Here is a 25,621-nt window from a genome sequence, read left to right as displayed (position 1 = left end):
GATACGTTCTTTTATTGTCTCTCGACATGGAGGTCGACAAAGATGTACTCACAATATTGGCAGGTTGGGCTAGATATTCAAATAGATGCTATACGCGTCTTGGCTGTTGTCAGACGCCGCTATGGCTGGCAACTGCGCTACTGGTGGCATCAAACCTTACCTTCAGGCGTTTTGCGGGAAGGTATTTTACAACAGCCAGATATAGTTAGCGACAAACTCAAATTATTGCGTAAACAATTACCAAGACATATTTCATTACGTATTGCATTGCCCGCACAGCGCATATTGCAACACACTATTCCTACACCGGACCGGCGTTTGCGTGAACCAGAGCGTGAGGGCTTTATCAACGCCACCGCAAGTAAGGTATTTCCGCTCGGCAGTCAGGCTTTAGCCCTCGATTATCGTAACGTAACGGCATCCAGTAGTGAGTTAGTCATCACGGCTGCCCGTCAGTCAGAAGTCGAACAATGGCAGGCGTGCTTACATCAAGCTGGCTTGTCCCCTCATATGATTGATATAACCCCTTGCGCACTGCGTTATATGGCGGCAGCGGCAGGGTTATCGGGGCCATATTGGTTGGTTCATCGTTTGGCGAATGAGTGGCTGTGGGTGTCATCCGCAGACATGCCGTTTGATTTTGGTGTGGTAGCGGCTGACTCAGATGATGTAACACCAGGCCAACCGCCGACTACATTTAATCCATTGCCAGCACTGCTGAAACAACTCCAGACGCGTTACCCCGAGCAGCGTGGAATACCGATAACGGTGTATTACAGCAATGCTGCGGATGTTGCATCTGCTGAAAATACCACTGGCTGGTCACCCTTTACGGCTTTTGCCCAGTATCAACCCCCACTGCCACCATCCCCCGCTGCATTTATTCTGGCAGGCGGGCTGGCATTACGCCCGGCAGATTACTGATGTATCAAGTTAATTTTTCATTATGGCGTGCCGAGCGCCAATCAGCCCGTTACCGTTTTTGGCGCAATATAGGGTTATGCCAATGCCTGTTTTTGATCATCCTATTGGTTGTAATACAACGGCAATCAAGGGCGGTAAATCTCAGCCAGCAGAACCGCCTGGCGGCACTATCTCAGCAACAAGTTGCGTTAAGCCAGCACCATCAAGAAGTGCAACAGGCAATGGCGCAACTACGGCATTGGGAACACCGTGCTCAGATTTATCGTCAAGCCCACCAACTCGCCCACCGGTATACAACGTTATTGCAGCAACTATCGCAGCAAATTCCCGATAGTTGCTGGTTGGTCAGCCTGGTACCACAAGGTGATAAGGTGGTTTTTGAGGTGATGAGCCAGAGTTATGCGGCAATTAATCTCTTTTTAGTGCGTTTAGGCCGCCTGCCTCTCTTCACAAAGGTGCACTTACAAAAGATTGTTCAGCAGGATGACGGTAATTTTCGCTTTGCGGTTTGGGCTGACTGGCAGGACAGAGATAGTGATGAATAAGCAGTTGCAACGTTGGATGGATAGGCCAGGTTGGCAGCTCTTGATCGGGCAGTGGGGGTTGCTGGGGCTTTTAAGTGCCATGGTTTATGGCATGTTATTACGCCCTGCATGGCAACAGCAGAGGCTCACTGCACATAAAATTATTCAACATCAGCAACAGGTTTGGCACCAGCAGGCGGCTTTGGCACCGTTGCCCTCACTTTCTCTGCTGCGTCAGCAAATCATGGCATTGAAGGAAAAAGAGGCGTCATGGTTGCCACTTGATAGCTCAATCGCCCATTTGGCTGGTGAATTGATTGCCCCGTTTGGCGGGCAAGTCATGCGTTGGCAGCGGCAATCCGAGCCCGTTGGCGAGGTGGCGGTGGATTCAATAAGGTACCAACAGTGGCACGCTACTCTGCGGGTCAATTTCTATGGATTACTCCATTTATTTCGTCAACTGTCTGAAATTCCTACTCCTGTTCAGGCCCAGCTAGTTGAGATTAATAGTGATAATTCTGTGCTGAGGGTGAAATTAAGCCTGAAAGAATATCTCGCCGGGGGCGTCAATGAGTAGCAGCAAAGGGAGCGTGGCATGGAACTTCTAAAGGGAGTCGCTCTGATAATCGTATCACTGGCACCTGTGGTTTATGCGCCCCCCTTATTGGCAGCCACAGGGCGCAACCCTTTTCAGGACATATCAGTACAACCCTGTGATGGCGAGCGGGAGAAACTCACCCATTGGCGGCTACAAGGGGTTATCAGGGCAGGGGATTACTATTCTGGTTGGATACTGCGCCCTGAGGGCCGCTGGCAGAAGCTGGTGGTAGGCTCACGGTTGTTGCCAGACTGGCAAGTTACTCACATTGGCTCGCGGCAGGTGAGCCTACAGTACACAAACCCAGATAGTTTTTGTTCTGGATCAGCCGAGCCAGCTGTGTTGTCGATGCGCTGAGCCGCGAGTCCCTGTAGGTCATCATTATCATCGCTAAAGAATGTGGCAAGGTAGCCAGACAAGCTACTCACCCTTACCGTTTCAAATGCACAGGACATAAAAGGAATTAGTCTGATGAATGTTTCTACAACGAAAACTCGGAGTGGGTTTACCCCAGCGCTAAGTGCTGGGGTGATGTTGCTGCTGGTATTACTCACCAGTCGGGCCTTTAGCGCAAAAACTGGAGTGCCGGTAACCGTTGAGTTCCACGATGCGCCGATAACTGTAGTGTTGCAGGCACTGGCGGATTACCAGCAACTGAATTTAGTGATTGCTGCCGGGGTTGAGGGTAATCTCAGCCTGAGATTGGCGGATGTCCCTTGGGAACAGGCGTTGGCGATTATTTTGCGTATGGGCCGTCTGAAAGTTGAGCGCGAAGGGTCGGTGATGATGGTTTTCACCGAACACGAGATGCAGGAAAGGCGGCAACGAGCGGAACAGAAAAATGCACCTGAGCCCCTAAATAATTTCTCACTCGCCTTGCAGTATGCTGATGCCGAACAAGTTGCAGACAGTTTGACTCTTCCCGAAGGCGGGCTGTTATCACCACTGGGTAGTGTAGTGGTAGATAAACGTACTAATACATTACTCATTCGCGATACTCCCGCGTCTTTAGCACTATTGAAAAACTGGCTGGCAGAGATGGATTTACCGTTACAGCAAGTACAGTTAGCGGCGCACATTGTCACCATGAGTCGGGAACATTTGCAGGAGCTTGGTGTGCGTTGGGGGATGGATGACGCAAAGCAAGCTCGTTCGCTGAGAGTGAATAATTTTAATGTTAATTTACCCCTTCCCAATAGCGCACTCAGTGCTGGATTCAATGTTGCCCGTATTGGTGGACGTCTGCTGGAGCTTGAGTTGAGCGCACTGGAGCAAGAAAATCAGGTTGATATTATTGCCAGCCCTCGGCTGGTGACATCCCATCAACAAACTGCCAGTATCAAGCAAGGTTCTGATATTCCTTATACGGTTTCTCGCGGCAAAAAGGGGGGGCCAACCATCGAATTTAAAGAGGCAGTATTAGGGATGGAGGTCACACCGAAAATACTGCGTAATGGCAAGATTACCCTAAACTTGAAAATCAGCCAGAATATGCCCGGAATGGCAATTAAACGCGGGGATAGTGAAGCATTATTAATAGATAAGCAGGAAATAAAAACCCAAATAACCGTAAACGATGGGGAAACTATTGTGCTCGGGGGGATTTTCCAGCAAAAAAATAGCCAGGGAGTTAATAAAGTGCCCATACTGGCCGATATCCCTTGGCTGGGAGCGCTGTTCAAACAAGACACCCAACAACAAAGTCGGCGGGAGTTAGTGATTTTCATCACGCCAAGGCTAATCAGTGCCTGAGCCTTATGGGGGGTGTTTTATGAAAACAGACCAATCTTGGTGACTTTCTGCAACTTTTTGTGTGATAGGAGGCTTCTAAATTTGACGCTGCCTCCGATTTAGCTTACAAGGGTTACCGAATTGAGCTCCGAGGTTTTTAATAACGTTGATACGCCGATAAAAACGTATGGTTTCCCTCCCACGACGTGTACAACGATTTATTCGGTTGCCAAACTACCAGAAGTGCTGAGATAATTTTCCGTCTGATCTCGCACTATCGCTCATGAGGTTTCAGTTTAGGTCCCGCCGCTGATTTGATTGGCGGGGCGGGTTATCATTAACGAATAGTCTTAGTAATACCAAAAACATGGCAGAGAAACGCAATATCTTTCTGGTTGGGCCTATGGGTGCCGGCAAAAGCACTATTGGTCGTCAGTTAGCTCAGCAACTCAATATGGAGTTTTTCGACTCCGATCAAGAAATTGAGCGACGTACCGGAGCTGACGTGGGCTGGGTATTCGACGTGGAAGGCGAAGAAGGTTTCCGCGATCGTGAAGAAAAAGTTATTAATGAACTGACGGAAAAGCAAGGCATTGTTCTGGCAACCGGTGGTGGCTCTGTTAAATCCAGAGAAACCCGTAACCGTTTGTCAGCCCGTGGCGTTGTGGTTTATTTAGAAACCACAATCGAGAAGCAGTTGGCACGTACACAGCGCGACAAAAAACGTCCGTTGTTACAAGTTGATGCGCCTCCACGTGAAGTGTTAGAAGCACTGGCAAAAGAACGTAATCCGTTGTACGAAGAAATTGCAGATGTCACCATCCGCACTGACGATCAAAGCGCGAAAGTTGTTGCTAACCAGATTATCAACATGCTGGAAAGTAACTGATTTTAGCATTTTACTAATGCCTCCGGGCGTAAGTTAAGAAGGTTACTGAGCGCGACATGGAGAAGATTACTGTCACGTTAGGGGAGCGTAGTTACCCCATTACGATTGCTGCCGGATTGTTCAATGATTCGGCCTCTTTTGCGCCACTAAAAGCGGGTGACCAGGTAATGCTGGTAACTAACCAAACGCTGGCTCCACTCTATCTGGATTCGCTCCGGGCAGTGTTGGAACAAAGTGGCATTAAAGTTGATCAGGTGATTTTACCTGATGGTGAGCAGTATAAATCTCTGAGCGTTCTGGAGCAGGTATTTTCTGCCCTTCTGGAAAAACCGCACGGTCGTGATACTACGCTTGTTGCCTTAGGTGGCGGTGTAGTAGGCGACCTGACCGGTTTTGCTGCGGCTTGCTATCAGCGTGGCGTTCGCTTTATTCAAGTTCCGACTACCTTACTGTCCCAGGTGGATTCCTCTGTCGGTGGCAAAACCGCAGTGAATCATCCATTGGGCAAGAACATGATTGGTGCCTTCTACCAACCCGCATCGGTGGTGGTTGACCTTGATTGTCTAAAAACTCTCCCTTCGCGTGAACTTGCTTCCGGGCTGGCTGAAGTTATCAAATATGGCATCATCCTTGATGCGGCTTTCTTTGATTGGTTAGAAAATAATATCGGCGCATTACTCGCACTGGATATGTCAGCGTTAGCTTACTGCATCCGCCGTTGTTGTGAATTAAAAGCCGATGTTGTTGCTGCCGATGAACGTGAAGAGAGCGGCATGCGCGCATTACTCAATTTAGGTCATACCTATGGCCACGCTATTGAGGCTGAAATGGGCTATGGTGTCTGGTTGCATGGGGAAGCTGTTGCTGCTGGTATGATGATGGCGGCACACACTTCACGCCGATTGGGCCAGTTCTCAGCCAGTGATGTTGAGCGTATCAAAAAACTACTGTTGCGTGCCGGTCTGCCGGTCTGTGGGCCGCAGGAAATGACACCAGAGTCTTATCTGCCGCATATGATGCGGGATAAAAAAGTGCTGGCGGGCGAATTGCGTCTGGTGCTGCCAACGGCTATTGGTAAATCAGAAATCCGTAGCGGTATTGCACATGACATGGTGTTAGCATCTATCACGGATTGCCAGTTATAAAAATGGCATAAGTACGATATTATTCCTTTGCTGCGGGCTGTTTATACCCTAAATAATTCGAGTTGCAGGAAGGCGGCAAGCGAGAGAATTCCGATGAGCTTACATAAGTAAGTGATTCGGGTGATTGAGCGTAGCCAACGCACATGCAGCCTGAAGTCTGACGGGTATAGCCTGTTTGCAGTCAGTAAAATCAATCAGCCAGATCGCAGTGATAAATGCGGTGGGCTTTTGCCTCTAGTTGGAGGGTTTAGATGGATGATTTAAAACCGGAAGACGATCTGAAACCAGATAGTAGTGACCGTCGTCCTACACGTGCCCGTAAGTCCTCGGCCGGACCTAAGCTTGCAGTTTCACGTCAACACATCATGATTGGTGTCGGCATCTTAGTGCTTTTGTTGATCATTATTGCCATCGGTTCAGCCCTGAAAGCCCCGACAGAGCATGAAGCGTCCCAGCAAAACCCGAATGTTGATGCGGCGAGAAATATTAATCTGTCTGATTCATCTTCACTCACCAGTGGCAATAACACCCAGCCCGGCGTGGCGAACAATGCCAGTGATGGCCATGATGCCAATGGCGTGAAGAACTCGGCTCAGCCACAGGATATTAGTGCCCCGGCGATTTCGCCAACGCCAACTGAGGCCTCAGTGCCGCCTTCGGCGAACAGCCCGACTCAGCGTGTTGAGCTGCCGGGCAATATGTCTGATGCACTCTCTCAAACTCAGGGGCAGGTTGATACCTTGTCTCAGAACATGAATGACGGCCAGACATCAACGTTACCGACGGCACCTGCAACGGTTTCTGGTTCAAAAGGGGCTAAAGCACCGGCACCGGTTACGGGTGAAACTATTACCCATCCGTCGCAGAAACAAGCAGCGGCGGCGGCTAAACAGCAGCCAGTGAGCAACCATAAAAAACCGACCACTGTGGTTTCTCCAGCGGCGTCTGCGGTGACTAAATCAAGTTCAGTTGGCAGCAGCAGTACCTTAAAGAATGCGCCAGGCAGTCATTTCACGCTACAGTTGAGCAGCGCATCGCGCTCAGACACACTGAATGCCTATGCCAAACAGCAAAAATTAACTGACTATCATGTCTATGAAACTAAACGTGATGGCAAACCTTGGTATATTTTAGTAAGTGGTAACTACCCTTCTTCTGCTGATGCAAAAAGGGCCATCACGACGCTACCAGCCGATGTTCAGGCGAAAAAACCGTGGGTTAAACCTGTACAACAAGTGCAGCAAGACCTTAAAAAATAAATCATTCTTATTTGTGCGCTGATGTGCTGTTTGAAACAGAGTACAATCTGCGGCTCTGAATTATTAAGTAGCTAACTGACGGCATGAAGAAAAACCGCGCTTTTTTAAAATGGGCTGGTGGGAAATATCCGCTGGTTGATGACATACGACGCCATCTTCCAGCGGGAGACTGCTTGATAGAGCCATTCGTCGGTGCGGGTTCGGTGTTTCTTAACACTGAGTATGCGTCTTACATACTGGCCGATATCAACAGCGATCTTATCAACCTCTACAATATCGTGAAGGAACGCACTGATGACTTTGTGCGTGATGCTCGCGTTCTATTTACGGGCGATTTCAATAATTCTGAGCAATTTTACCTACTGCGCCAAGAGTTTAACGCCAGTACCGATGCTTATCGCCGCGCATTATTATTTCTCTATCTGAACCGCCATTGTTATAACGGTCTGTGCCGTTATAATTTGAGCGGTGAATTTAATGTGCCTTTTGGCCGTTATAAAAAACCTTATTTCCCTGAGATTGAGCTGTATTGGTTTGCTGAAAAATCGCAAAATGCGGTATTTGTTTGTGAGCATTATCAGGAAACGCTTTTAAAAGCAGTGCACGGGGCGGTAGTTTATTGCGATCCTCCGTATGCGCCATTGTCAGCGACGGCGAATTTTACGGCATATCACACCAATAACTTTGGCATTGTGGATCAACAGAATTTGGCTCGTCTGGCTTATCAACTTTCGGCCGAGAACAAAATTCCAGTTTTGATTTCTAACCACGACACAGAACTGACGCGCAATTGGTATCATCAAGCGTCACTGCATGTGGTGAAAGCGCGCCGTACTATCAGCCGTAATATTCTTGGTCGTAGTAAAGTGAACGAGCTTTTGGCGCTGTATAGCTGAGCGGAATGCCGCTCAGTAAAGATTCAAACCCAATGGTTTATGAAATAGAACCCCTGACGTAGATGCACCATCTGTCAGGCAGATATTTTATAGAACAAAGAGATACGTTTGGAGAAGCGGATGAAAAAGTTTTTAATTGCCCCATCTATTCTGTCAGCAGATTTTGCCCGTTTGGGTGAAGATACCGCCAAGGTGCTCGCGGCCGGGGCTGATGTTGTGCATTTTGATGTGATGGACAATCATTACGTTCCTAATCTGACCATCGGGCCGATGGTGTGTCAGGCGCTACGTGACTATGGTATTACCGCGCCGATCGATGTGCACTTGATGGTGAAACCGGTTGACCGTATCGTCCCAGACTTTGCCAAAGCCGGTGCCACGTATATTTCATTCCATCCCGAAGCCTCTGAACACGTCGACCGCACCTTACAACTGATCAAAGAGAATGGCTGCAAGGCGGGTTTGGTGTTTAATCCTGCTACGCCGCTGAGCTATCTTGATTATGTCATGGATAAGCTGGACGTTATCTTGTTGATGTCAGTTAACCCCGGTTTCGGCGGCCAGTCATTTATTCCTGAAACACTGAATAAGTTACGTCAGGTGCGTAAATTGATTGATGCCAGTGGCTATGACATTCGCCTGGAAGTGGATGGCGGGGTGAAAGTAGACAATATTCGCCAAATTGCGGCGGCCGGTGCTGATATGTTTGTGGCGGGTTCGGCTATTTTCAGTCAACCGGATTATGCCGCAGTAATTGACGCTATGCGCAGTGAGCTGGCGATGTCTGCTCATGACTAAATTCGATTCTATCCGTGGTGTGGCGTTCGATCTGGACGGTACATTGGTTGATAGCGCGCCAGGCCTTGCCAGTGCTATTGATATGGCGTTGCAACATCAAGGCTTACCGGTTGCCGGTAACGAACGGGTATCCACCTGGATTGGCAATGGTGCTGATATTTTGGTCGAGCGTGCGTTGCGCTGGGCAGGCCATGAGCCAGATGCCCAGTCAGTGGCACATACTCGTGAGCTGTTTGACCACTATTATGCCAAAACAGTTGAACAGGGGAGTCAGCTATTCCCGCAAGTGAAAGCTACGCTGGCTCAACTGGCCGCTCATGGTTTGCCAATGGGGCTGATTACCAATAAGCCGACGCCGTTTGTTGCCCCTTTGCTGGCATCACTGGGTATCGCAGATTATTTCTCGGTGATTATTGGCGGCGATGACGTGGTGGTGAAAAAGCCACATCCGGCCCCGCTCTATTTACTGTTAGCTAAACTTGGTCTCCGCGCCAGCGAAATGCTATTTGTCGGCGATTCGCGTAATGACGTTATGGCTGCACAGGCCGCGGGTTGCCCTTGTATTGGGCTGACCTATGGATATAACTACGGCGAAGCTATTGCCACCAGTCACCCCGATTGCGTGCTGGAGCATTTTGCCGATCTGTTGCCCGCCATCGGGCTGTCGTCTTTAAAAGATCAGGAAGTATAAAATGAGTAAACCCACTGAATTAACCGCTGTATCCAGTAAACCAATCAAGCCTATCGTATTTAGCGGTGCGCAACCGTCCGGCGAATTGACCATTGGCAATTACATGGGTGCGCTGCGTCAGTGGGTACAGATGCAGGATGATTATGAGTGCATTTATTGCATCGTTGACCTGCATGCGATTACTGCCCGTCAAGATCCGGCGCAGTTACGCAAAAGAACCTTAGATACGTTGGCGTTGTATCTGGCTTGCGGTATTGATCCGAAAAAGAGTACGATTTTTGTTCAGTCCCATGTGCCTGAGCACTCTCAGCTAAGCTGGGCGTTGAACTGCTATACCTATTTTGGTGAGCTGAGCCGTATGACTCAGTTCAAAGATAAGTCAGCCCGTTATGCTGAAAACATTAATGCGGGTTTGTTTGATTATCCCGTATTGATGGCGGCGGATATTTTGCTCTATCAAACTAATCAGGTGCCGGTCGGTGAAGACCAGAAGCAACATCTGGAGCTGAGCCGCGATATCGCTGGTCGGTTCAATGCGTTGTACGGCGATATTTTCAAAATTCCTGAACCGTTTATTCCGAAAGCCGGTGCGCGGGTAATGTCTTTGTTAGACCCAACCAAAAAGATGTCCAAATCTGATGACAACCGCAACAACGTCATTGAACTGCTGGAAGATCCGAAATCGGTGGTTAAAAAGATTAAGCGCGCGGTGACTGACTCTGATGAGCCAGCAGTGATCCGTTATGACGTAGAAAAGAAAGCCGGTGTTTCTAACTTGCTGGATATCTTGTCAGGTGTGACCGGTCAATCAGTTCCTGAGTTGGAAGCACAGTTTGAAGGCCAGATGTATGGTCATTTGAAAGGTGCAGTGGCGGATGCCGTCTCTGGCATGCTGACAGAGCTACAGGCGCGTTATCACACTTATCGTGAAGACGAGGCTTTCTTGCAGGAAGTGATGCGTGAAGGGGCTGCCAAGGCGCGTGCTCGCGCGCAACAGACATTAGCTAAAGTGTACGACGCTATCGGTTTTGTGGCTCATCCGTAAGGCTCAATGATATGAAGGGGGTTTGCCCCCTTCATCATCAATGTTTCCTAACCCACCTTTTCTACCTGTTCCGCTGTTTTGTCGTGCTCTGCACTGGAAAACCAATTCAGTTTTTCACGTAAACGGACCACGCTACCGACGATGATCAGACTGGGGCTGTTGACCTGCTGGGACAGTAACCCCAATTGGCTCAGTTCGCCGCTGACTACACGTTGATGTCGCGAGGTGCCATTTTCCACCAGTGCCACAGGCGTGGTAGTTGGCATCCCGTGTTGGATCAGTTGTCGCTGAATTTCTCCCGCCTGGGATAATCCCATGTAGAACACCAGCGTTTGTTTCTCTGCCGCCAGATTAGCCCAATCTAATTGAGTGTCTTTTTTGGCATGACCGGTAATCAAACGCACACTTTGCGCATGGTCACGGTGAGTCAGGGGTATCCCGCTGTAGGCGGAACAGCCAGAAGCGGCGGTAATTCCCGGCACTACCGAGAACGGAATCCCGGCTTCTGCCAGTGTTTCCAACTCTTCGCCGCCACGGCCAAAAATAAACGGGTCACCGCCTTTCAAGCGCACCACCCGTTTACCCTGCTGTGCCTGTTGCAATAGCAACTGATTGATACTTTCTTGCGGAACGCAATGATAGCCTGACTCTTTTCCGACAAAAATCCGTTCGGCATCGCGCCGTACCAGATTCATCACCTCATCAGACACCAGCCGGTCATACACCACCACGTCTGCTTGTTGGATCTGCTGTAACCCTTTTAACGTCAGCAAACCGGCATCTCCCGGCCCGGCACCCACCAGAACCACCTCACCGCGATCGCTAAGCGGCGCATTAAACAGATGCTCAATATGTTGTTCGATTTGTACCTGATCGTCGTTAGCCAACGATTGTGCCAAGCGGTCGTGAGTAAGCAGTTTTTCCCAAAAGCGGCGACGATCGGCCATCGCGGCAAAATGTTGCTTCACCCGTTGGCGCAAATTACCCGCCAATTGTGCCAATTGGCCCAAATGCTGTGGCAACATTGCCTCAAGTTTTTCGCGCAGCAAGCGCGCCAATACAGGGGCTTTACCGCCGGAAGATATCGCTATCATAATCGGCGAGCGATCAATGATGGACGGCATGATAAAGCTGGTGCGTTTCGGGTCATCTACCACATTACAGAACACCCGCTGTAGATTGGCACTCTGATAGACCAAGGCGTTGACTGCCACCTGATCAGTTGCTGCAATCACCAGCCACTTCTCTGCCAACAAATCCGGTACAAATTCGCCGCAGACTAATGTGAGCAGCCCCTGTTCCGCCCAGTGGTGAAACTGTGGCGTAAACTCACAGGCATTGACGGTAATTACTGCACCCGCATCCAGCAGCAAGCGAGCCTTGCGTTCAGCAACTTCACCACCGCCGACCAACAGGCAGGCTTTATGTTGCAGTTGGCAGAAAATCGGGAAGTAGTCCATCGGCAATCCTTCAGTCTAGGGGCGGAAGTGGCTATTGATAAGTTCAGTGATAGAAGGGGCGACCATACCCGTGGCGCTTCGATGGTTTACACCGAATGGCTCCAACGGCATGTTTCCCCTTAATCAACATTCTCAGTACGTTACTGTTTCACAGCTTGCGGCGCGTTAACTGCCGCAGGTTGTGGGCGGTTTTCCCGTGGTGTGGCATACCAGTAACCAAGGCCCATAAAGACCGCACCTGACAGGGTATTACCCAGTGTTACCCACAGCAGGTTGTGACCGATGCCACTTAAGGTGTAGGCCTCGCTGTGATTACCAAACCAAGACAGGGCAAACAGTGTCATGTTGGCGACGGAATGCTCATAGCCTGAGGCAATAAAGGCCAGCAAACACCACCATATAGCGATAAATTTGGCGGCACCCTCTACGCGGATTGCCATCCAGATCGCCAGACAAACCAGCCAGTTACATAATACACCTTTGAAGAATAGGGTCATAGCTGGGGCTGAGGTTTTTGCTAATGCAGCGGTGTGTACCAGGCTAGTGTCTACCGACAGCAGGTTACCGCCACCGTAGTAATAGAGCAGAGCGACAAAAATAGAACCCAGCAGATTCCCCAACCAGGTTTGCGGCAATACGGCCCACATCTGGCTGGATTTGATGGTGCCAGCTTTCACGCCAAAGGTTAGGAACATGGTGTGGCCGGTGAACAACTCAGAACCCGCGATAATGACCAGTGTCAGCGCCAGGCCGAAGGTGGCTCCCATTACCAGTGGGCGGTAAGCAGGATCGATCAGGTTACCCAGTGTGAAAATCAGAATAATGCCAAGGCCGACGTAGGCACCGGCCATTGCTGAGCCAATCCAGAAGCCCAGCGGGCTTTCTTTTGATAACTTGACGATGCGAGCCGCGTTGGCCGCACATTTGTTGATCGTATCTGTATACATACTCTATCCCAATCCCCTTGCTCTTGACGCCGCAGCGGTGTTAGCCGCCTTGCTGCAACGCCAATATCTTTGGGGATGATTGATGTTATTTTTGTCAAAAATCCAGATTTACCGGATCCGCCAGTTATTTATCACGCTTTGACTTGCACCATGCCGTCGCGAACTCGCACGTCATAATGGGCAACTGAGCGACTTTCATCTTCCAGACAGAAACCATCATGCAGGCGGAAGTGCTGCTTTTTCAGCGGACTAGCCACCCATAGGTCACCTTGATGTTCCGCGATTAATCCGCGTGATAACACACTGGCCTGTGCGAAAGGATCGATATTGCTAATGGCAAAGAGTTGTTCGTCAGCATAAGGGCGGAAAACCGCGACATGCTGCTCACCGATCAAGCCGCATACGCCGCTACCGGGTAAAATATCGGTTAATGGACAGAGTGGGATCCACTGGCTCATACGTTATCCTCCAATTCCAACACCCGGACCGGGATACGCTCATCTGGACGAGCTGGGCGATGTTGTTCACGTTCAGGTACCACTTGTACATTCGGGTCGCGTAGCGGGCTGTTAATGAAGTGGGCAAAACGAACCTGTGCTGCCGGGTTCTCAACCGTCACTTTCCATTCGCAGATCACTTTGTCGCGTAGACGGGCAATATCGGCTTCCAACTGGTCGTTGATAGCTAACTTGTCATCGAGGATCACGGCGCGCAGATAGTTAATGCCGCCTTCCAGACTTTCCAGCCAGACGGAGGTGCGTTGCAGCTTATCGGCAGTGCGGATATAAAACATCATGAAACGGTCGAGGTAGCGCATCAGGGTTTCTTCATCCAGATCCGCTGCCAACAGGTCAGCATGACGTGGCTTCATACCACCGTTACCACAGACATACAGGTTCCAGCCGTTTTCGGTGGCGATAATTCCGACATCTTTGCCCTGAGCTTCCGAACATTCACGGGTACAACCGGAGACGCCAAACTTCATTTTATGCGGTGTGCGAATACCTTTGTAACGATGCTCCAGCGCCACACCAAAGCCGACGCTGTCACCGACACCAAAGCGGCACCAGGTGCTGCCAACGCAGGTTTTTGCCATACGCAGCGCTTTGGCATAGGCGTGTCCGGTTTCAAAACCGGCTTCAATGAGTTGCGCCCAGATAGCGGGCAAGTCATCTTTTTGCGCGCCAAACATCCCCACCCGCTGAGAGCCAGTCAGTTTGGTATACAAATTATAGTGTTTGGCGATACGACCAATGGCTAACAGACCATCCGGTGTGATTTCCCCGCCCGGTGAGCGTGGGATAACCGAATAGGTACCATCTTTCTGAATATTGCCGAGGAAGTTATCGTTGGTATCCTGCAACGGCGTGTGTTGCGGCTCTAAGATATACTCATTCCAGCACGATGCCAGCAGTGACCCTACGGTTGGCTTACACACTTCACAACCGTAACCTTTCCCGTATTTCTCCAGCAACGCATCGAAGGACTTAATCCCTTCAACCCGAATCAGGTGATATAACTCTTGGCGCGAATAGGCAAAGTGTTCACACAAATGATGGTTAACTTCAATGCCTTGCTTGCTTAGCTCAGCATTCAGCACTTGGGTGACCAGCGGAATGCAACCGCCACAACCGGTACCGGCTTTAGTGGCGGATTTCAGTGCGGCAACGGTGTGGCAACCCTGGCCGATAGCCTGAATGATGTCGCCTTTAGTCACATCAAAACAGGAACAGATTTGCGCGCTGTCCGGTAGCGAGTCCACGCCTATTGCCGGTTTGCTGCCCGCATGGGCAGGCAGGATCAGGCTGTCCGGGTTTTCGGGTAATTCGATGTTGTTCAGTGCCAGTTGCAGCAAGTTGCCGTAATCGGTGGTATCACCCACCAGCACTGCCCCTAATAGGGTTTTGTTATCTGCGCTAACCACCAGACGTTTATAAATTTCTTTACTTTCATCCAGATAAACGTAGCTACGAGCACCCTCAATGCGGCCATGAGCATCACCAATCCCACCGACATCCACGCCCAGCAGTTTCAGTTTGGCACTCATGTCGGCACCGTGGAAGGCGTTCTCGCGGCCAAGTAGATGGTCTGCGGTGACCTGCGCCATTTTATAGCCCGGCGCGACCAAGCCAAAGGTGCGCTCTTGCCATGAGGCACATTCGCCAATGGCGTATACATCGGGGTCGGAGGTTTGGCAATAATCATTAATGGCAATACCACCACGGCGTGCAGTTGCTAAACCGCATTGGTGTGCCAGTTTGTCCTGTGGGCGGATACCAGTGGAGAAGACGATGAAGTCCACCTCCAACTGACTGCCATCAGCAAACAGCATGGTTTTACGGCTGTTTTGACCTGAATGGACAATCTCTTGTGTATTCTTGCCGGTATGGACTCTTACTCCCATACGTTCAATCTTCTGGCGTAGTTGGTCACCCCCCATCGGATCAAGTTGTTCGGCCATTAATACCGGTGCAAACTCAATGACATGGGTTTCAACGCCAAGGCTTTTCAGAGCACCTGCGGCTTCCAACCCTAACAGCCCGCCGCCGATAACCGCGCCACGTTTGCTACGGCGAGTACAAGACTCAATTGCATTCAGATCTTCAATGGTGCGATAGACAAAGCAATCTTGCCCTTCACTGCCTTTAATTGGTGGGACCCACGGGTAAGAACCGGTCGCCATAATCAGTTTGTCGTAATACAGCGTACGACCACTGTTGGAATGGATCACTTTCTCGGTGCGATTGATAGTGATGGCACGTTCACCAATCAGCACTTTTACACCGTGCTTTTCATAAAAGCCTTCACGAACCAGTGATAACTCTTCCGCAGTATGGTGGGAGAAGTAAGAAGAAAGATGTACCCGGTCATAAGCGATGCGCGGTTCTTCGCAAAATACGGTTATCTCAAATTGGTCTTTATCTGCTTTATCTAATAAGTCTTCGATAAAGCGGTGGCCGACCATACCGTTGCCGATGATGGCAAGTTTGACTTTGCTCATTTTTGCCTCAATTTTTAATTTTCTACGCTTACAGTAATCCTCCCTACACCGCACTTCTTGATGTAAATCAATTTGCTTTCCATATACCTCTAAGGTGGTAGATGGATGATTTTTAACGTTTTTTGATAAGTTGCGGATTTCATTCATCTTTAGCTGAAAGGTTTCAGTTTGAGATTTTAAATGACGGAAAAGAAAATCGGGCAGCATACTGTTGGTCGGGTAAGCTAAAGCAAATAGCTTGTGGTTATGACCAGAATATAAAAGGGATCATGGAGGCACCGATGACAACGCAATCCTTACCAAATCACTTACTCACCACTATCAATAATGTCCGGCTTGCCGGGCAAGCGGGCTTTTGGCAGATAACTATCGCGGAGGGCAAAATCAGTGCTATTAGCCCGCAGCCGGAACAGCAGACTGTTGAGGCCGGGGTGCTGGATGCACAAGGTGGGTTGGCATTGCCGCCTTTTATTGAGCCACATATCCATCTGGATACCACCCAAACGGCCGGGCAACCGAGCTGGAATCAGTCAGGTACTCTGTTTGAAGGGATTGAGCGCTGGGCAGAGCGCAAAGCCATGCTCACTCGCGAGGATGTTAAACAGCGGGCATGGCAGACGTTGAAGTGGCAAATCGCCAATGGCATTCAGTATGTCCGTACCCATGTGGATGTTTCCGATCCTAGTTTGACGGCACTCAGTGCGATGTTAGAGGTAAAAGAAGAAGTTAGCCCATGGGTGGAGATGCAGATTGTCGCTTTCCCACAAGAGGGGATTCTCTCTTATCCCGACGGTGCCGCGTTGTTGGAAGAGGCGCTGCGGCTGGGGGCTGATGTGGTCGGGGCCATCCCACATTTTGAATTCACCCGCGAATATGGCGTTGAATCTCTGCATATCGCCTTTGCCTTGGCACAGAAATATCAGCGGCTGGTGGATGTGCATTGTGATGAAATTGATGATGAGCAGTCACGCTTTGTTGAGACAGTAGCGGCATTGGCGCACCGGGAAAATATGGGCGCGCGCGTTACCGCCAGCCACACCACAGCGATGCACTCCTATAACGGGGCTTATGCTTCCCGGTTATTTCGTTTGTTGAAAATGTCCGGTATCAACTTTGTCGCCAATCCATTAGTGAATATTCATTTACAAGGGCGCTTTGATACTTATCCGAAACGGCGTGGTATTACGCGGGTTAAAGAGATGCTGGCAGCAGAAATTAATGTCTGCTTCGGCCATGACGATGTATTCGACCCGTGGTACCCGCTGGGCACTGCCAATATGCTGCAAGTCCTGCATATGGGGCTACATATTTGTCAGTTGATGGGGTATAGCCAAATTAACGATGGGCTGAATCTGATAACCACCCACAGCGCCAGGACAATGCATTTATCTGATTATGGCTTGCAGCCAGGTAATAGCGCTAACCTGATTATTCTGCCAGCAGAAAATGGGTTCGATGCCGTGCGGCGACAGGTGCCAGTGCACTATTCCATTCGTCATGGGATGGTGATTGCCAAAACCCAGCCAGCCGAAAGCCGTATATATCTGGGGCAGGAAGAGGTGGTGAACTTTAAGTAGGCGCTGCCCTGCAACCTTGATGGTGGCAGGGCAGTAAAACCGATAAATCAGTCAGTCGCATGGCCGTGGCTGCGGTGCTTGGTGAAGAAGCCCAGAATCAGACACATCACAAATACTGCCAGATACAGGCCGTTGGCCGTTGCCAGCGCGGCATGAACACCACTGTTGGCAACAATCGGGCCGGTCACCACGAAGGTCAGCATGGTGCCGACAGTGCCACAGGTCAGGATGAAGTTAACCAGCTTTGGCGAAGAGACTTTGGTTTGCAGTGAACCCAGAGTAATCAGCGTGGTGTAAATTGCACTGGAGACAAAACCCAACGCCAGAATGTAGTAGCTCAGGTATTGTGGATTATCGGTGCTGACAAACAGATACATCGCCAGCGTTGCCAGTGCAGCCAGTACGGTTACGATGCGTTGTAGGTCAAAGAAGCGCAGGATAAAGCTAAACACCCACATCCCAATCATATAAGAGATCCAGAAGTTACTGACCAGTTGGCCAGCTTGACTGATATCCATATTGAACGTTTTGGTAGCGTATTCTGGTACCCACTGGATAAAACCAAGTTGGCCAAGGATATAGCACAATGCGGCAATCGACAGGAACAGCACGCCAACGCCCCATTTCTCTTTCGCCACCGGTTTGCTTTGATCAGCGGCTTTGTGGCCCAGAACCGGGAACTCAGAGCACAGTGTCAGCACAAAAATACCGACATACAGCAAGCCGATACAGGCGTACACCCAATACCATTCGATATGGCGTGCCAGCAGCATTGCTGCGGCGACAGGGAAAATCATCCCAGCCATACTGAAGAACGAGTCGGTAAACAGCAGGCGTGAACCGCGCTGACGCCCCTCGTACATATGGGTTATCAGGAAGGTACCAATCGACATGGTTATCCCACTGACCACCCCGAGGATGAACATGCTGATTGAGAAGACCATTAGATTATGGCCAACCATCAATCCGGCGATAGCAATCAACATCAGAATAAAGCCAAACACCAACTGGCGTTTTAATGGAATGATTTCCATTAACCAGGCATTGAGGAAGATAGAGATTAAAATACCCGCGTTAAGGAAAGTAAATGTGTTACTCATACTGGCAATAGGCAGATTGAAATACTCTGCGATATTCCCCATCACCATCCCGGTGACAATAACTAACGCACCAGTAAGGGCGTAAGAGAAGTAACTGATCCAAGTGAGCCGAATGCGATTGCTGTTATTCATAAATAGGCCTGTGCGTCAGTATCAAATAAATAAAGAGTTAAAGACAGATAATTGCTAAAAACGGACATAGGGCTAAAAGGAGATCAAACCGGTTTTCAGCACTAAGGCGGCGGATCCTAGCACAGGCATAGTGAGTTTTTGTGATTTACATTCAAATTTTAATGTAATGACTGAAAAGCAATTACGAATAATAGTGAGCCGTCACAAATTGCGATGCATCCTCAAATGATAAAGATTCTTAATTCTATTAAAGTGTAGGCCGTGTTAAGGTTGTCTCAGGTATGATTTCCCCGTCTGTAGAACAGTGAAAAACCATATACCCGTCGCCCTTCAAGATGCTGGGGTGTTGACTGCCCTTGCTCACCTCAGTCACTTAGTTATCTAAGCCCAGGGGATTTGCTCGGTTGCTGCCTATCTGCATCTCGAAGTAACTTGGGTATAAAACTATTAATAAAACAGATAATTAATCAGTCCACTTTCTTTTTTTCATCGATATAAAGGAATCTATCGTGATGAGAAGCGTGATTACCGATGTAACACTAACGGCGATAAGGTGCCGTTGAGCCAAATTCTTTATCAAAGAAGGCGCTTTTCTGCCTGGTTGGGGATAGCGGCGATTCTAATGCTATTTATCGCTCCGGTGGTTTCAGTCTCACTGGCGCTTTCGTATGAGGAAAAACCCCTTTCAACGACGGGCGTGAGCACTGCTCAGGCTAATTGTGCTATGGACAGGGCGCATCACGCTGATCATCAACAGAACCAGACTAAGGCCCAAGATAGCAATGCCGAGCAGGCCGGAGGCGGCCATGATGGCATGATGATGGATCATGCGGCTTGTGGCTATTGTGTATTACTGACTCATTTGCCCCTACTGAATACGGCTTGCAACGCGGATATTCGCTCCGCATTACTGTTAGCCGAGATCCCTGCGCCGTTATTTATCTATTGGTTAATTATTCAAGATACCTATTCAGAGAGCCAACCGCGCGCACCTCCTGCCTTTTATTCCTGATAATCCGATAAAAAATAAAAACCATTTTTCTGGTGTGGATAAATACTCACCGGAGTGATTTGTATTGCCCAAGGAATAATTATGTCTGGCAAGAATAAAACCTATAAAAAAACATTATTAGCATGCGCAGTAACCTCTGCCTTTTCTGTCTTTGCTTTAAATACCTTTGCCGCCACGCATGACCATCTGATGGCTCATGATCCGGTGGTGAATAACACCATCAACGATAGCAGTGATAAAAAGCTCAATGATGCTGATGTCATAACCGTTACTGCGCCCCTTCATTCGCCACTGGTTATCGTGACCTCGCCTAAAGCACCGCGTCAACCCGTTCCCGCCAGTGATGGAGCTGACTATCTGAAAACTATCCCCGGTTTCTCGCAAATCCGTAATGGGGGTACCAATGGGGATGTGGTGTTCCGTGGCATGTTTGGCTCGCGCATAAAGATTCTGACGGATGGTGCAGAAACACTGGGTGCCTGCCCATCAAGGATGGACGCGCCCACATCCTATATTTCACCAGAGAGCTTTGACCTGCTGACCGTTGTGAAGGGGCCACAATCGGTGCTGTGGGGAGCTGGTGCTTCCGCCGGTACTATTTTGTTTGAGCGGCTACCCCCTCACTTTGATCAGGCGGGCATCAAAGGGAATGCCAGTCTATTGGTGGGCTCTAATGGTCGCTGGGATAAAAATCTCGATGCCAGTTTAGGTAACGAGCAAGGCTATTTGCGCATGATGGGCAACCAGTCTCAGGCGGGTGATTACAAAGATGGCAATGGCACGCGGGTGCCCTCGAAATGGGATAAATGGAATGCCGATATCGCCGTGGGTTGGACACCAGATAGCGATACGTTACTTGAGCTAACAGCGGGTAAAGGTGACGGTGAAGCAAGGTATGCCGGGCGCGGTATGGACGGTTCCCAGTTCTTGCGCGAGAGCCTGGGTTCCCGTTTTGAAAAAACAAATATCGGTGAGGTGTTGGACAAAATTGAAGCCAAAATCTACTACAACTATGCCAATCATATTATGGATAACAATACATTACGCACGCCACCGATGATGGCGATGTCCAGTAATGTAGACCGGCGCACGATGGGTGGGCGAGTCATGGGCACTTGGTTGTGGCAGGATCTGAAATTAGAGGCGGGTACTGATTTGCAAACCAATACGCACCGTAAAAACAAACAAGGCCATTGGGATAAAGATGCCCGCTTTACTAGCAACGGTTTGTTCAGCGAACTGACCTGGAGTGCCAGCGATCAGGATAAGTTGATTACCGGTGCCCGTATTGATCATCATGAGGTCACCAATTATGTCCGCGCTAATGAGCCGACACGCTCTGCAACGCTTCCCGCCGGTTTCATGCGTTTTGAGCATAATCTGACTGACTTACCCGTGATGTGGTACGCCGGTTTGGGCCATACAGAGCGTTTTCCTGATTATTGGGAGCTATTTTCACCGACGTTCGGGCCTGTTGGCTCTACCAGCGCTTTTGAGGGGGTGAAGAGTGAAAAGACCACTCAGCTTGATATTGGTGCGCAATACAATGGTAAGCAGCTAAACAGTTGGGTTTCAGCTTATCTTGGGCGGGTTAATGATTTCATCTTGTTCAAGTATGACCCTAACAATCTGCGCATCAGCCAGGCAGATAATATCGACGCAACTATCATGGGCGGTGAGATGGGGGCAGGGTACGCCTTTAACGACAATTGGAAAGCTGACGCCAGCCTGGCTTATGCCTGGGGGAAAAATACCAGTAATCATCGTCCGTTGCCGCAAATCCCTCCCCTTGAAGCACGGTTAGGATTGACGTTTGAAACAGGGGACTGGAGTAGCACCGCATTATGGCGGTTAGTCAGCAGTCAGCACCGGGTTGCGATTAACGAAGGGAATGTGGTGGGCAAAGACTTTGCTGATAGCGCGGGTTTCGGTGTGCTGTCTGCCAATGTGGCTTACAAGGTTACAAAACAAGTCAAAGTCAGCGCTGGTATCGATAATCTGCTGAATAAAGCGTACAGCGAGCACCTGAATCTGGCTGGTAATAGTGGATTTGGATACTCAGCCAATACGTCGTTGAATGAGCCGGGCCGGACTCTTTGGGCAAAATTGAATGTGACATTTTAATAGCGTTACCCTTGGTTCTTGAAGCAGTAGGCGTGTTAGGCGCGTAGCCGCATCACTTGCTTATGTGAGTGATGCGGGGTGATGAGCCTCTAATGAGGTTTATTCTGTTGCCAGTAACGCCAATAACATTCGCTATCTTCCGCTATCTTCATGAACGAAAAGAAAGATAAGCAGGGAAGAGCGATAACTTGCCACCGGGGCTGACTAGCGGAGTTGTTTCGGTGGCATAACAGAATCGCGCATAATAATTGCTGGCGGAAAGCTGGCGATGGGGAGCTGTGGATTAATCAACAACTGAGTGGCGAATTGCGCCATTCCAACAATCGGGAAGTGCAGGCTGGTTAAGGCCGGGCTGACAAAAGGGGCGCGTTCGCCACTGTCATAGCAAATCAATGAAATATCCTGTGGTACTTGCAAATGGTGCTTATTGATAGCCAACAGCGCGCCGATTGCCATTTCTTCGTTACAGCAATAGATAGCTGTGGGTAGATGAGGTTGCTTTAAGATCTCGTCCGCGCGTTGATAGCCACTTTCCAGATCGTAAATACCTTCCACACAAGCGGTAGGTTCTAAACCTGCTGCTTGCATGGCATCCAAAAACCCCTGGCGGCGCAACACACTGGAGTAGCGCTGAGAAGAGCCACTGATACAGGCAATATGGCGGTGGCCTGCATCGATAAGTACCTGAGTCGCCATTTGACTGGCGCGCCGGTGATCAAAGGTCACACAACGGGCCTCAAGACCGGGAACCATCCTGTCTAATAACACGAATGATCGGCCTGCTGTTGCAAGCTGGTGCAGTCTCTCGTCACTGAGAAAACGCACGTGCAGGATTAAACCATCACAGCGTAAGTTGTACAGGCGCTGGATTGCCAGCCACTCTTTATCTGCATTATCTCGCCCTTGAGTCACTAAAAGCTGTTTACCTTGTGACTCTGTTTCGGTCTGAACAAAATCCATCAACGCACCAAAGAAGCCACCGCGATATGAGGTTGTCACCAACCCCAGGGTATTACTTTGGCTGGACGCCAGTGCTCGCGCAGCAGGGTTTGGGGTATAGCCCAATACCGCTACCGCTTGTTCTACCTTTTCGCGGGTCCGGGATTTGACATTGGTATCACCGTTGACCACGCGGGAAACCGTAGCACGGGAAACCCCGGCTAATACCGCGACGTCTTCCAGTGTAACCATTTCATACTCCTGTTTAGGGTAAAAGTAGCCCCTTCGCCATTGAAGTCGTAGGGGATTAGCTGCGTTCGTTACTCCGTCCATCCTTGGACCTCGCAAGCAGCGTGATCCGAATCGCTTGATTGCGCAAGTTCATCGGGTTTTGCGCGGGTTGTCTGGCTGCAACGCCAATGACGTTGGGTGTAAAATCATAACCCACAACAATAGTTAATTTAACATTACAGGTCTGTGAACTGAGGCAAGTAAGGTTTATTTACCTGAAGAACTTCTTCCAATAGTGGCTGAGCAATGCTGGCGTTAGCGATCAGTGGGTTAGTCACTAACGCTAACAAGGCACTACGACGGTCACCGTGCACCGCAGCTTCAATGGTCAAGCGCTCATAGGCTTTCACCTGCTGGGTCAGCCCATGCATAGCAACAGGTAATGGGCCGAAGGTCAGTGGGTGTGCACCTTGTGCATCAACAATACAGTTAGTTTCTACTACTGAGCCATCAGATAAACCACGGATTGCACCACGGTTTGTTGTATTTACAACAAGTTGCGTACCTAAATTATTATGAATGGCACGAATAAGTTCCAGTGCAACTTCAGAATAAAATGATCCACCGCGGAAGCTGAGTTGCTCTGGTTTACTGTCCAGATGCGGATCAGCGTACAGCTCGAACAGCTCTTTTTCTACCTGCATAACTTGTTCAGCACGGGTGCCTCGTTCAGCCGCTGCGGCGATTTCTTCTGCCAGCATATCCTGAGTCTGATAGAAATAGCGATGATATGGACAAGGAATCGCCCCCATTGCACGCAGGAACTCTGGTGGCCATGGTGCTTCCTTAATATTGTTCATGGTCAGTGAGGCCCCATCACACAACATGTTCAGTACCTCGGCGGTGACATCTTTACCCCGTTGTAACACCTCATGTACCCACACCATATGATTTAGCCCGGCAAAGCGCAGTTGAATATCTTCATAAGGTGCGTGTAGCAAGTTGGCAATCATGTGGTGCATGCTGATCGGGACATTACACAAACCGATGATTTTCGCTTTGCTATAACGCGTTACTGCTTCAGTAACGATCCCGGCGGGATTGGTGAAGTTAATGATCCAGGCATCCGGTGCTAACCGCTCAACTCTGGCGGCAATATCAAGCATCACCGGAATGGTACGCAGAGCTTTGGCAAAACCCCCTACTCCCGTGGTCTCCTGCCCAAGTAGGTTATATTTTAGCCCCAAACGTTCATCTGCCGCGCGTGCCGGGAGTTGGCCGACACGGAATTGTGTCAGGATAAAACTGGCTCCCGTAATGGCGTCATCCAATGAGAAGTGAACACTGACTTTTACATGCTCCAGCCCATGCCGATCCAGCATTCGTCGGGTTAATGCAGCAATAATTTCCACTTTTTGACGGCCTAATTCAACATCAGCCAGTGCCAGTTCAGTGACCGGTAACTGGTCAATACGCTGAATCAGCCCATCAACCAACTCCGGGGTATAGCTACTACCGCCACCAATAATGGCAATTTTAAAGGTTTTCATCATTTGGCCTCCATGTGGATTAATTATAAATGAGAGCGCTCTCATTTGGGGCAGACTAGCAATTAACCAAAAACAAAATGAGATGTTTCTCGCAAAAATGGCAGGCAGGGCAAAGGAAAATAGGCAAGACGTGATCCCTATAGCAGAATTACACTATTGCTCAGGATTGCAGGGATGGTTTAATTTGGTTAACGAATCATCATGGTGCTGTTTAATTGTCGAAGAGGCAGCTTTTCAGCCAAAATGCGCATTCTGTTACGTAAAAATCTGTAAATGGGTGGCATTGCGCGGGTCAGCTCTCTAGAATCAAAGCGCTTTTCCGTTGTTCGCATCCCACAGAAAGGAACCGTTAATGTTCAAACGTACTTTAGTGACCTTCATTGCACTTTGTTCCCTTAGCGCCGTGGCTCCTGCAGCTTTTGCCGCCAGTGAGCCTCATGTGTTGTTAACGACGTCTGTTGGGAATATTGAGTTGGAACTCAATAGCCAGAAGGCACCGGTTTCAACACAAAACTTCGTTGATTATGTAAACAACGGCTACTACAACAACACTATTTTTCACCGTGTTATTCCCGGTTTTATGGTTCAAGGTGGTGGTTTTACCGCTGATTTCAAACAGAAAACCGCTAAAACGCCAATCAAAAATGAAGCGGATAACGGCCTGCGTAACCTGCGTGGTACCATCTCTATGGCCCGTACTGCCGATAAAGACAGTGCTACCAGCCAGTTCTTCCTGAATGTGGCAGACAATGCTTTCCTTGACCACGGCCAACGTGACTTCGGTTATGCCGTGTTCGGTAAAGTAGTTAAAGGGATGGATGTGGTAGAGAAGATCTCCCAGGTTCAGACCGAAAATGTCGGCCCGTATCAGAATGTGCCAGTCAAACCGATCACTATCCTGTCAGCGAAAGTTTTACCTTAATCGCGAGTTACCAGCCTTCACGCTCAACCTCGAAGGCTGGTTTACAACCAATTTGTCTTTCGCTTGCTGCCTACCGACAACGCCACGTTCTTTGAGTAACCATCGTATTGCCACCATAAATTAATC

At 49.4% G+C, this 25,621-nt stretch carries 23 protein-coding genes; 16 read left to right on the top strand and 7 right to left on the bottom strand.

All coding sequences use genetic code 11. The features are described from left to right. Positions 1-42 precede the first annotated feature (42 nt). The 12 genes from pilM (at position 43) to trpS (ending at position 10,500) form a co-directional block, all read left to right on the top strand. Positions 43-924 (top strand): type IV pilus biogenesis protein PilM, encoded by an 882-nt coding sequence (pilM, locus tag A6J67_RS02090; RefSeq protein WP_145550589.1) that lies wholly within the window; start codon positions 43-45, stop codon positions 922-924. Next, the gene (locus A6J67_RS02085) at positions 924-1,469 is read left to right on the top strand and encodes a PilN domain-containing protein (protein ID WP_032906575.1); all 546 of its coding nucleotides are present in this window, start codon (positions 924-926) and stop codon (positions 1,467-1,469) included. Before pilM ends, A6J67_RS02085 begins: the two co-directional genes overlap by 1 nt. After that, the gene (locus A6J67_RS02080; protein WP_032906576.1) at positions 1,462-2,025 is read left to right on the top strand and encodes a hypothetical protein; all 564 of its coding nucleotides are present in this window, start codon (positions 1,462-1,464) and stop codon (positions 2,023-2,025) included. Before A6J67_RS02085 ends, A6J67_RS02080 begins: the two co-directional genes overlap by 8 nt. A gap of 18 nt (positions 2,026-2,043) precedes the next feature. After that, on the top strand, positions 2,044-2,403 hold the full coding sequence (locus tag A6J67_RS02075) for a DNA utilization family protein (RefSeq protein WP_050297614.1): 360 nt from the start codon (positions 2,044-2,046) through the stop codon (positions 2,401-2,403). Between the two features lie 174 nt (positions 2,404-2,577). Continuing rightward, positions 2,578-3,798, top strand: coding sequence for a DNA uptake porin HofQ (hofQ, locus tag A6J67_RS02070; protein ID WP_005186130.1), 1,221 nt, complete (start codon positions 2,578-2,580; stop codon positions 3,796-3,798). A gap of 346 nt (positions 3,799-4,144) precedes the next feature. Continuing rightward, on the top strand, positions 4,145-4,666 hold the full coding sequence (gene aroK, locus A6J67_RS02065) for a shikimate kinase AroK (RefSeq protein ID WP_004702222.1): 522 nt from the start codon (positions 4,145-4,147) through the stop codon (positions 4,664-4,666). A gap of 56 nt (positions 4,667-4,722) precedes the next feature. Beyond that, positions 4,723-5,811: a 3-dehydroquinate synthase gene (gene aroB, locus A6J67_RS02060; protein ID WP_005186133.1), complete on the top strand. Its 1,089-nt coding sequence runs from the start codon at positions 4,723-4,725 to the stop codon at positions 5,809-5,811. A 251-nt stretch (positions 5,812-6,062) separates the two neighbouring features. Next, positions 6,063-7,070: an SPOR domain-containing protein gene (locus tag A6J67_RS02050; protein WP_032906579.1), complete on the top strand. Its 1,008-nt coding sequence runs from the start codon at positions 6,063-6,065 to the stop codon at positions 7,068-7,070. Between the two features lie 83 nt (positions 7,071-7,153). Beyond that, complete coding sequence (dam, locus tag A6J67_RS02045) at positions 7,154-7,966, top strand: adenine-specific DNA-methyltransferase (protein WP_005186138.1); 813 nt, start codon at positions 7,154-7,156, stop codon at positions 7,964-7,966. A gap of 120 nt (positions 7,967-8,086) precedes the next feature. Then, positions 8,087-8,764 carry a ribulose-phosphate 3-epimerase gene (rpe, locus tag A6J67_RS02040; RefSeq protein ID WP_042568757.1) on the top strand — a complete coding sequence of 226 codons (678 nt, stop codon included), beginning with the start codon at positions 8,087-8,089 and terminating at the stop codon, positions 8,762-8,764. Next, complete coding sequence (locus A6J67_RS02035; RefSeq protein ID WP_032906581.1) at positions 8,757-9,455, top strand: phosphoglycolate phosphatase; 699 nt, start codon at positions 8,757-8,759, stop codon at positions 9,453-9,455. The genes rpe and A6J67_RS02035 overlap by 8 nt, the downstream gene beginning before the upstream one ends. 1 nt (position 9,456) lies before the next feature. After that, positions 9,457-10,500 carry a tryptophan--tRNA ligase gene (gene trpS, locus A6J67_RS02030; RefSeq protein WP_005186145.1) on the top strand — a complete coding sequence of 348 codons (1,044 nt, stop codon included), beginning with the start codon at positions 9,457-9,459 and terminating at the stop codon, positions 10,498-10,500. 47 nt (positions 10,501-10,547) lie between these two features. Here the strand turns inward: trpS and cysG are convergent, their stop codons facing one another. From cysG to nirB, 4 genes are all read right to left on the bottom strand, one after another. Continuing rightward, positions 10,548-11,960, bottom strand: a complete 1,413-nt coding sequence (gene cysG / locus A6J67_RS02025; protein ID WP_050288680.1) for a siroheme synthase CysG — start codon at positions 11,958-11,960, stop codon at positions 10,548-10,550. A gap of 140 nt (positions 11,961-12,100) precedes the next feature. Then, positions 12,101-12,907 (bottom strand): nitrite transporter NirC, encoded by an 807-nt coding sequence (gene nirC / locus A6J67_RS02020; RefSeq protein ID WP_005186151.1) that lies wholly within the window; start codon positions 12,905-12,907, stop codon positions 12,101-12,103. A gap of 131 nt (positions 12,908-13,038) precedes the next feature. Continuing rightward, the gene (gene nirD, locus A6J67_RS02015) at positions 13,039-13,365 is read right to left on the bottom strand and encodes a nitrite reductase small subunit NirD (RefSeq protein ID WP_032906583.1); all 327 of its coding nucleotides are present in this window, start codon (positions 13,363-13,365) and stop codon (positions 13,039-13,041) included. Beyond that, positions 13,362-15,908, bottom strand: coding sequence for a nitrite reductase large subunit NirB (nirB, locus tag A6J67_RS02010; protein WP_050297630.1), 2,547 nt, complete (start codon positions 15,906-15,908; stop codon positions 13,362-13,364). Before nirB ends, nirD begins: the two co-directional genes overlap by 4 nt. 281 nt (positions 15,909-16,189) lie before the next feature. Here nirB and A6J67_RS02005 point away from each other — a divergent pair, with 281 nt between their 5' ends. Then, positions 16,190-17,485 (top strand): cytosine deaminase, encoded by a 1,296-nt coding sequence (locus A6J67_RS02005; RefSeq protein WP_032906584.1) that lies wholly within the window; start codon positions 16,190-16,192, stop codon positions 17,483-17,485. 47 nt (positions 17,486-17,532) lie between these two features. On the opposite strand, the gene tsgA is transcribed toward A6J67_RS02005, so the two are convergent. Next, positions 17,533-18,717 carry an MFS transporter TsgA gene (tsgA, locus tag A6J67_RS02000; RefSeq protein ID WP_005186163.1) on the bottom strand — a complete coding sequence of 395 codons (1,185 nt, stop codon included), beginning with the start codon at positions 18,715-18,717 and terminating at the stop codon, positions 17,533-17,535. Between the two features lie 553 nt (positions 18,718-19,270). On the opposite strand from tsgA, the gene A6J67_RS01995 reads away from it, so the two are divergent. Further along, on the top strand, positions 19,271-19,729 hold the full coding sequence (locus A6J67_RS01995) for a DUF2946 domain-containing protein (protein ID WP_050088655.1): 459 nt from the start codon (positions 19,271-19,273) through the stop codon (positions 19,727-19,729). Positions 19,730-19,918: 189 nt separating this feature from the next. Continuing rightward, complete coding sequence (locus A6J67_RS01990; RefSeq protein ID WP_404810567.1) at positions 19,919-21,853, top strand: TonB-dependent copper receptor; 1,935 nt, start codon at positions 19,919-19,921, stop codon at positions 21,851-21,853. 204 nt (positions 21,854-22,057) lie between these two features. Here A6J67_RS01990 and A6J67_RS01985 read toward each other — a convergent pair whose 3' ends face one another. Both A6J67_RS01985 and A6J67_RS01980 read right to left on the bottom strand, forming a co-directional pair. After that, positions 22,058-23,044 carry a LacI family DNA-binding transcriptional regulator gene (locus A6J67_RS01985; protein WP_050073713.1) on the bottom strand — a complete coding sequence of 329 codons (987 nt, stop codon included), beginning with the start codon at positions 23,042-23,044 and terminating at the stop codon, positions 22,058-22,060. Between the two features lie 215 nt (positions 23,045-23,259). After that, positions 23,260-24,573: a 6-phospho-beta-glucosidase gene (locus A6J67_RS01980; protein ID WP_050297629.1), complete on the bottom strand. Its 1,314-nt coding sequence runs from the start codon at positions 24,571-24,573 to the stop codon at positions 23,260-23,262. Between the two features lie 352 nt (positions 24,574-24,925). On the opposite strand from A6J67_RS01980, the gene ppiA reads away from it, so the two are divergent. Then, positions 24,926-25,495 (top strand): peptidylprolyl isomerase A, encoded by a 570-nt coding sequence (ppiA, locus tag A6J67_RS01970; RefSeq protein ID WP_005186177.1) that lies wholly within the window; start codon positions 24,926-24,928, stop codon positions 25,493-25,495. The last annotated feature ends 126 nt before the right edge of the window (positions 25,496-25,621 follow it).

The sequence above is a fragment of the Yersinia sp. FDAARGOS_228 genome (assembly GCF_002073315.2).
Lineage (GTDB): Bacteria > Pseudomonadota > Gammaproteobacteria > Enterobacterales > Enterobacteriaceae > Yersinia > Yersinia intermedia.
This window is presented reverse-complemented; position numbering and strand designations above follow the sequence as displayed.